Below are 909 nucleotides of genomic sequence, written 5' to 3'. Positions count from 1 at the left end.
CCCGAGATCTTCGCGAGCGTGCTGAAGTCCCCCTTGGGGGTCGTGTAGGTGCCGCCGCTGGCGCCCGGCGAGCCGCTGAACCAGAGGGTGCGGCCGCCGCCGCCCAGGTCCAGGATCATCCCGCCGGAGGCGGCTGTCAGGTGCTCGAGCCCCTGCACGGTCCAGCCCGCACCGACGGCGCTCGACGCCTGGTTGAGCACGGTCATCGTGCCCGTCAGGGTCGCGGTCGTGTTGGTGGTGCGGTAATCGACGACGGTGGCCGAGTAGTCATAGCGATTCGTGGACTGCCCCGTCATGTCGGACTGGAGGGCGATCTGCTGGATGTCGCCGGGGATGAACTGGCTGGTGTTGTAGTACCAGGTGCTGCCGGTGTACAGGGCCGTGCCGCCGCCGGCGGGCGTGACGGTGATCTGGCCGCTGGACTTCGCCGGGATGGCCAGGGCGTCGTTCAGGACGTGGGGGATCGTGACGATGGGCCGCGGGTCGGCCGTCAGCGAGTCGTACGTCAGCGACAGCCCCGGGATGTTCGGGCTGTAGCTCGGCAAGTCGAGCGTCGTGTCGGCGGCGCCGCTGGTGGCGTCCAGGGAAAGGTTGTGGCTGTCGATCGACGGCGAGGACGCGAGCTGGAGGTCCGGGGCCAGCGAGGACGGCCAGGTCGCCGAGCCGCCGCCGGAGTAACCGCCGCCGCCGGCCGGGACCAGGAAGTCGTAGGTGAAGGTCTCGGTGTGGCCGCTGGTGTCGGTCACCGACAGGGTGGTGCTATTGTGAGAAGGGAGGGGGCTCGTGCTCCCGCTCCAGCCGAAGGTCAGGCGATAGGTGCTGGACCCGGAGATGCTGGAGGCCCGCGTGAGGTTGGTCGTGTCCCAACTGATCGAGCTGACGGCCGTATCCCGGACCTGGGCGCGGAGG

At 69.6% G+C, this 909-nt stretch carries 1 pseudogene; it reads right to left on the bottom strand.

What is annotated here, in order from left to right:
- A pseudogene (locus G6O54_RS36940) lies at positions 1-909 on the bottom strand (hypothetical protein); the annotation flags it as partial.

Origin of the sequence: Aquisphaera insulae (genome assembly GCF_011064615.1) — a bacterium.
Taxonomy (GTDB): Bacteria; Planctomycetota; Planctomycetia; order Isosphaerales; family Isosphaeraceae; genus Aquisphaera; species Aquisphaera insulae.
This window is presented reverse-complemented; position numbering and strand designations above follow the sequence as displayed.